This is a genomic window from Flavobacterium sp. KMS, from assembly GCF_000813005.1.
GTDB lineage: Bacteria > Bacteroidota > Bacteroidia > Flavobacteriales > Flavobacteriaceae > Flavobacterium.
Genome location: NZ_JSYP01000024.1, coordinates 195,027 through 201,508 on the forward strand (window position 1 = coordinate 195,027; position 6,482 = coordinate 201,508).

A 6,482-nucleotide genomic window follows, 5' to 3' on the forward strand; every position below is an offset into this window, starting at 1 on the left:
AAAGATACAATTATGAAACTACGTTCAACCGAAACTTTTTGGCCTATAAAAAATGCTATGGACGCAAGTTATCCATCGTTGGATGCAGACATTACTACGCCTGTTTTAATTATTGGCGGAGGAATTACCGGAGCTTTAATAGCTTATAAACTAATCTCCGAAGGTAAGAAAGTAGTTCTTGTAGACAAACGAGATATCTGTAACGGTAGTACGGCCGCAAGCACAGCGCTATTACAATATGAAATTGATATTTCTTTGCATGAATTAATAGAAAAAAGAGGCTTCGAATGTGCCGTTTCGAGTTATAAGAATTGCGAAAAAGCAATCTTTGACCTCAAAAAAATTATCGATACAATAAAAAGTGATTGTCAATTTGAGTTTAAAAAGAGTATTTATTTTTGTTCATTAAAAAAAGATGTTCCGTTTTTACAAAGAGAGTTTAAAGCACGAAAAGAGAATGGTTTTAAAGTAAAGTGGCTTGAAGAAATTGATTTAAAGAAGCAAGGTTTAAATGCTTTTGCTGCCATAGAATCAGAATCTGGAGCAATAATGGATCCGTATAAACTGGCACATGACCTTCTGAAATATTGTAAACAAAAAGGAATGCTAATCTATGACCGCACTAATATTACTGAATTTAAATATCTAAAAGGAAAAATAGTCGCTTTAACTGAAAATGATTTTACAATTACAACCGAAGATATTATACATTGTACTGGTTATGAAAGTACTGAAACCCTTACTGAAAAAGTTGTAGATTTAAAAAGTACTTATGCATTAACATCAGAAAGCTTTATAGAAATTCCTAATCCTTTTAAAAATGCTATTTATTGGAACACATCTGAACCTTATTTATATTTTCGAGGAACTGCCGATAATAGAATTATTATGGGCGGTGGCGATGAAGAATTTCATAATGCCGAAAAACGAGATAAATTATTACACCGAAAAGAAACCTATCTTTTAAAACAATTCGAGAAATGTTTTCCTGATATAAATTATAAACTTGATTATTCCTGGGCTGGTACATTTGGAGAAACTCAGGATGCTCTACCCTATTTTGGCAAACCCAATCCTAAAAAAAACGAGCATTATGTTTTAGGATTTGGTGGTAACGGCATTACTTTTAGTGTCATGGCAATGAATTCTATTATGGCATCTCTAAACGATTCTCAACATCCTGATTTAAACTTTTATAAGTTTAATAGATAATTAAATTCCTAAAACAATGTTATGGAAACTACTAATATCATAGGGCTTGTAGCAGGAATATGCGTAACTATTGCTGTTATTCCGCAAATTATAAAAGTGTGGAAATCTAAAAAAGTAAAAAATGTTTCTTTAACGATGTTTAGTACGCTAACGCTGGGTATTTTTTTATGGGTCGTTTATGGTTTTCTTAAAAAAGATTATCCGATAATGATAACAAATAGTATTTCTTTATTTCTTAATTTATTGATGATCTACTTTATTAGTAAATACGAAAAAGAATAAACAAAAAAAACAGCTTTATAAAAGCTGCTTCTTTCCTTAATAAACCAATAAATATATTAGGCTGTTTTAGCTATCGAGTTCTGGTTGTATTTATATTCTTTAGGACTACAGTTGTATTTTTGTTTGAATATTTTAGAGAAATAACTTCTGCTTGTAAAACCTATAGAATATACAATTTCAGAGATATTTAAGTCTGATGTTCTAATTAAATTTTCTGCTTTTTCTATTCTCATAAAAGTTATAAAATCATTCACAGTTCGATTATGCACGAGCTTAAATCCTTCTTGCAATTTATTTGGTGATAATCCTGTTTTTTGAGTTAAAAACTTAATAGTAAATTCCTCTGCAGGAAAATTTATAATGAAATTTGAAATCCTTTTAATTTCATCAATTTGTTTTAATGTAAGACAAGTTATAGCTTGTGATATCTTAGTAAAGCTATCAGTATGCTGTTCGATTTCCATTGCCAAAATAATTTGCAAAATTCCTTTTTTTAGCAAACTCCGAACAATTCCTGTTTGTGTTATAGCATTAAACTCTTCAATTTTTTCGGCAATCTTAAAATTCTGGAATCTAATATCTAAGTAATTTTCTTTCTTATTTAAAAATGTATTTTTTAGCTTATTTATTAAATCATCATTATGTCCATTAGTAGATACACTAATACCAACTCCTATTATAGAAAATTTAATCGGAATATTTTTTTCAAAGTATAAAATACTATTAATACTAGAGGAACTTTTTAGTACTCCTGAATTATATTTCTTAAGACTCTTTTTATCTCCGTTCTCTCCAAAACTATGCTTAAGAGCACCTTCGGAACAATAAGCAAATAAAATCGGGGATGTCTTAAAAGATTCCATACTCAACATTACATCATCAGAAAAAACAAGATCAAATTGCATGTACGCCATCCCTTCCTGAAATGTTATTCCTTCGATATTACCTTTTACAAAATCTGATTCTAGTGCTAAATTGTATTCTTCATTATTCAAGGTCAAAGTACCTTTAAGACTTTCTTTTAATTCATTAAAAACATCTTGTGCTTTTCCGGCTTTTAGATATATATTTTTCATTTTTAATAATTTTTTAAAATAATTCTTAATTCTTTTGAATGTTCTAAAAAAACAGATGCTCTAAATCTGTTTTAATTCTTTCTTGATACTTTCAAATTTCGCATTATAAACAAGAATATTGTTATAGAATTTTGATATTAAGTTTCATAATTAACTATATATCAACACAAAGCACAAAAAAAAGTCTTATCATTATAATGACAAGACTTTTTAAGCAAAATAATTTTATTGATCCCCCAATCAATAAAAAAACAGTTATGGATTATTTATACTTTCTTTATCTGAACAATTAATCTCCGGAATATCCTTAAAAAATTCAGAGGCATCTAAATCACTAGTGGGACCATAGCCCAGTAAAAATGTTCCTTTTACTGAGTCTGCAGTTTCAATTATGTACAAAATAGACATATCATCGGGATTACTCATACCTTCATATCGATGTTGTGCTACAATAAATATCTCCTCTGGTTTATAGGAGTATTTTGTTTCTGTATCAATCAAATACCCTTTTTCGAAAAGATAGTTAGATGTATATCCTTTTTCTTGATACTCTTTAATATAATCCGTTTCGTGTTTTGCATATTCTATTTTCATAATTAATAAAATTTTTAAAGAGATAAATACAATATTTTACCTTCTTTTAATTTATACTTTTCTTCTTCCTGTAACCAATGAAATTACAAACAATACAATGAAGATAAAGAATAGCACTTTGGCTATACTTGCGGCTCCAGCAGCAATACCACCAAAACCAAAAATTCCGGCAATAATTGCAAGAATTATAAAAATGACTGTCCAACGTAGCATAATGATATATTTTTAGTTAGTAAATAAGATCATGATGACCTTCTAGTTATTACAAATTTCTCTTTTCTTAAAGAATTGAATTAACTCAAATACAAAAATTATTACCTCAATTAAACATTAACCTTATAAATACTTAAAAAAATAAATTATGCCTTTTTTAAATCTAGTATTTTAAACAATTCATAATTATCTAAAAACAAGTAAATTACATTGTTTTTAATTCATTTTTACTAGCTATTTATCCTTACATTTGATAAAAGCAATTTTATCTATTTTGCGGTTTTAAACTTTAAATTTCAACCAAATCTTCCATTTTAACGAATAAACATAAATGAGTCAATCAAATAATCGATTGAGTTAATCTATGTAATTCTACAATACTAATTTTATAAATTCAAGATTTGTTACAAAACGGTTACTAGATATAAAACTAGAATAGAATAACTTATAAGTTCCATAATACATCTAGTACATGTTGTCGATAATAAAGTTATAGTAGAATAATAAACATAAAATGATTTATTACAAGAACTAAAAATTAACGCCCATGAAAACGAGAGACACTAAATCGAAAATAATATTCCTTTCTACATTTCCGCCAACGCAATGTGGTATTGCTACCTATACAGAAGACAGTATTAATGCGATAAATAAAGTATATGGGAAAAGTATTTCCTGTGAAATATGTGAATTGACCGATAAAATAAATCCAAATACTAAATCGGGATATGTTTTAAATACTAAAAATAGAGATGAATATAAGAAGGTAGCGCTTGAAATAAACAAAGACGATGCTGTAAAATTAATCCATATTCAGCATGAATTTGGATTGTTTGGCGGAGAATATGGTAATTTCTTAATCGACTTCTTAAATGCAAGTAAAAAGACTATAACTTTTACTTTTCATAGCGTTATTCCAAATCCAAACGAAGAATTAAGAAGCTTTGTTAAATTATTAGCATCATATTCTGATTCGTTTTTTGTAATGACAAATCAATCTAAAAAAATTCTCGTTGAAGATTATGGAATAAATAAAGAAAATATTGTTTGTGTTCATCATGGTACACATATCGTAGAATATGAAAATACATCAAAAGCAAAGCAAAAATTTAATTTTGAAGATAGAATAATACTTTCCACTTTTGGATTATTAGGTGAAGGTAAAAATATTGAGACAGGATTAAAAGCACTTCCGAAAATTGTAGAACAATTCCCTACTGTATTGTATCTGATTCTTGGGAAAACTCATCCCAATAATATTATTAATAATGTAGATGAATACCGCAATCATTTAGAATCTATTGTAGATGATTTGAACTTAAAAAACAACGTCCTTTTTGTTAATCAATATTTAGAAGTTAAGGAACTTTTAAATTATTTAAAAGCAACCGATATCTATCTTTTTACATCAAAAGACCCAAATCAGGCTGTAAGTGGTACTTTTTCGTATGCTATGAGCTGTTCTTGTCCTATTGTAGCAACTAAGATACCTCATACTATAGAAGTACTCTCTCCTGATACCGGTATTTTGGTAGACATTCAAAACGCGGAACAATTTACAAATGCGACTATAAAACTTCTTTCTGATTCTAGTTTACGGGAATCTATGGCTTTAAATGCATTCGAAAAAACCAGAAAAACTTCCTGGGAAAATGTAGCAATCAAGCATATGATTACCTACCAGAAGATTATAAAAGAGCCGATGGAAGTCAAATTTACGTATCCAGCAATAAAAATGGATCATCAAAAAAATATGACTACATCGCTAGGAATGATACAATTTAGTAAAATCTCTGAGCCTGATATTACTTCTGGTTATACACTCGATGATAATGCGAGAGCATTAATTTCTATGTGTTTACATTACCAACTTAAAGAAGATATCAATGATATTTATTATATCAATACCTATCTTAATTTTATTGAAAGATGCCAACAACCTGAAGGTAATTTTATAAATTATGTAGATGAATTTAATAATGTAGATCCTAAAAATGATACTGTAAATCTAGAAGATTCAAATGCAAGAGCAATTTGGGCTTTAGGAATGCTAATTTCATTAAAATCGACACTTATACCTCCTTCTACGCTAAACAAAGCATCTAAATGTATTTTAAAAGCATTAGATTGGACAGAAACTGTTACTTCGCCTAGATCAATTGGTTTTATAACCAAAGGATTGTTTCTATACAACTCCGTTGAACCTACACCACGCATTATCGAAATAATAGATAAACTAGCTGCTAGACTTTCTAAGAATTATAATGATCATGCAATCAAAAATTGGAACTGGTTTGAAAATTATCTTACTTATGCCAATAGTATATTGTCTGAATCGATGCTATATGCTTACTTAGCAACGGATAGGTTACTATATAAGAAGATTGCAATTGAATCTTTTGATTTTTTATTGCCTAAAATGTTTATAAATGGAGAATTCAAAGTCATTTCTAATAATGGATGGCATCATAAAGGATCGATACCCTACCAATATGGCGAGCAACCTATAGATGTTTCTTATACTATACAGACATTAGACCTATTCTATAAAATTTTTAAGGATCCATTTTACAAAAAATCCATGAAAATAGCCTTTAATTGGTTCTTAGGTCAGAATCATTTAAACCAAATTATGTACGATCCAATTACTGGCGGTTGTTATGATGGTTTAGAAAAAGAAAATGTAAATCTAAATCAAGGTGCTGAGTCTACGATTTGTTATTTAACTGCACGTTTACTCATGGAGAATAATATTGTTTCTAATAGTAAAATTATAAAGCTGGAGAGTTCAAAAGAAAACTTAGCATATAAATCAATTTAGATCACATTATCACTCGAAGTAGTTAAAAATAAAATTTAACGCAAAGAGCGCAAAGGATTACGCAAAGTTTCGCAAAGTTTAATAAATAGCTTTGCGAAACTTTGCGAAATAACTTTTTCACAAAATCCAAAAAAGTAACGCACAAAAAAAAATCCTCATCAAATAAATGATGAGGATTCTAAAGAAAGGCGACGACATACTCTCCCACATAACTGCAGTACCATCTGCGCAGGCGGGCTTAACTACTCTGTTCGGGATGGGAAGAGGTGAGCCCCGCCGCAATA

General features: G+C 29.0%; 6 protein-coding genes and 1 rRNA gene. 3 read left to right on the plus strand and 4 right to left on the minus strand.

Annotated features, from left to right (window positions below; genetic code table 11):
- Nucleotides 1-12: 12 nt before the first annotated feature.
- Both OA93_RS20490 and OA93_RS20495 read left to right on the plus strand, forming a co-directional pair.
- Nucleotides 13-1,212, plus strand: a complete 1,200-nt coding sequence (locus tag OA93_RS20490; RefSeq protein ID WP_039115825.1) for an FAD-dependent oxidoreductase — start codon at nt 13-15, stop codon at nt 1,210-1,212.
- A 21-nt stretch (nt 1,213-1,233) separates the two neighbouring features.
- Nucleotides 1,234-1,494, plus strand: coding sequence for a SemiSWEET transporter (locus OA93_RS20495; protein ID WP_039115827.1), 261 nt, complete (start codon nt 1,234-1,236; stop codon nt 1,492-1,494).
- A gap of 56 nt (nt 1,495-1,550) precedes the next feature.
- On the opposite strand, the gene OA93_RS20500 is transcribed toward OA93_RS20495, so the two are convergent.
- The 3 genes from OA93_RS20500 to OA93_RS24670 form a co-directional block, all read right to left on the minus strand.
- Nucleotides 1,551-2,570 carry an AraC family transcriptional regulator gene (locus OA93_RS20500; RefSeq protein ID WP_039115829.1) on the minus strand — a complete coding sequence of 340 codons (1,020 nt, stop codon included), beginning with the start codon at nt 2,568-2,570 and terminating at the stop codon, nt 1,551-1,553.
- A gap of 255 nt (nt 2,571-2,825) precedes the next feature.
- The gene (locus OA93_RS20505; RefSeq protein ID WP_039115831.1) at nt 2,826-3,164 is read right to left on the minus strand and encodes a hypothetical protein; all 339 of its coding nucleotides are present in this window, start codon (nt 3,162-3,164) and stop codon (nt 2,826-2,828) included.
- A gap of 51 nt (nt 3,165-3,215) precedes the next feature.
- Complete coding sequence (locus tag OA93_RS24670; protein ID WP_039115832.1) at nt 3,216-3,377, minus strand: DUF1328 family protein; 162 nt, start codon at nt 3,375-3,377, stop codon at nt 3,216-3,218.
- Between the two features lie 547 nt (nt 3,378-3,924).
- On the opposite strand from OA93_RS24670, the gene OA93_RS20515 reads away from it, so the two are divergent.
- The gene (locus OA93_RS20515) at nt 3,925-6,198 is read left to right on the plus strand and encodes a glycosyltransferase (RefSeq protein WP_039115834.1); all 2,274 of its coding nucleotides are present in this window, start codon (nt 3,925-3,927) and stop codon (nt 6,196-6,198) included.
- 183 nt (nt 6,199-6,381) lie between these two features.
- On the opposite strand, the gene rrf is transcribed toward OA93_RS20515, so the two are convergent.
- Nucleotides 6,382-6,482 (minus strand): 5S ribosomal RNA (gene rrf / locus OA93_RS20520); the annotation flags it as partial.